2 protein-coding genes are annotated in these 611 nt (G+C 55.0%); one reads left to right on the top strand and one right to left on the bottom strand.

Annotated features, from left to right (window positions below; translation table 11 throughout):
* Window positions 1–328: IS200/IS605 family transposase (gene tnpA / locus EXE42_RS16420; RefSeq protein WP_137707003.1), on the bottom strand; the 328-nt coding region annotated here is incomplete at its 3' end.
* Window positions 329–381: 53 nt separating this feature from the next.
* On the opposite strand from tnpA, the gene EXE42_RS16415 reads away from it, so the two are divergent.
* Window positions 382–537, top strand: a complete 156-nt coding sequence (locus tag EXE42_RS16415; protein WP_137695126.1) for a DUF2080 family transposase-associated protein — start codon at window positions 382–384, stop codon at window positions 535–537.
* Window positions 538–611 lie beyond the last annotated feature (74 nt).

Raw genomic sequence — 611 nt, 5'->3', positions numbered from 1 at the left:
AGTACGACCGCTCCCAGAACCTACCGCCCCACAAATACTCCTCCAAGAACGACTCGTGCTGTTCCCACATCTTTCGGGCCGTGACGCTTTTGACCGTCCGAACAATCTCGCTCGGTGCGTGCTTTGGGTGAGCAGAGAGGAACAGATGCACGTGGTCTGGTGAGATGTGGAGCGACAGTATCTCGTAGTCGTACTCGTCGCACACGCCCCGGAGACTCGTCTCCAACGAGTCCTCAATCGGTTCGAGTATCGAGTGACGGTACTTCGGACACCACACGAAGTGGTAGTTGACGTTATACATCGTGTGGTTCGACCGCTTCTCACCCATACCGAACCCACTCCACCAACACAGTTAAGTATATCCAAAGGATATACTCAGGTATGGTGAATCGCTTTGAAATCGACGGCGAGGAAGTTCTCGACGGTGAGGTCAAACCGTTCGGGAATAGTGCCCACGTCACCGTCCCCAAACGCTGGCGTGGTGCGGACGTGAAGGTTGTCCGGACCTCAGAACCTATCGAACAAGACGAAGAATGAACAACCCGCAGGGCCTCGTCAAGACGCTGGATTTCCAACTCGACATCCAGAGCGACAACGAGGGCCTGCTGTAC

The organism is Halorubrum sp. SP3 (assembly GCF_005435195.1).
Taxonomy (GTDB): domain Archaea; phylum Halobacteriota; class Halobacteria; order Halobacteriales; family Haloferacaceae; genus Halorubrum; species Halorubrum sodomense.
Note: the sequence above shows the minus strand (reverse complement) of the source record. Positions and strands in the feature narration are given on the sequence as shown.

Excerpts from the sequence above, each read along its gene's own strand:
- EXE42_RS16415 (WP_137695126.1), top strand. The coding sequence starts at position 382 with ATGGTGAATCGCTTTGAAATCGACGGCGAGGAAGTTCTCGACGGTGAG.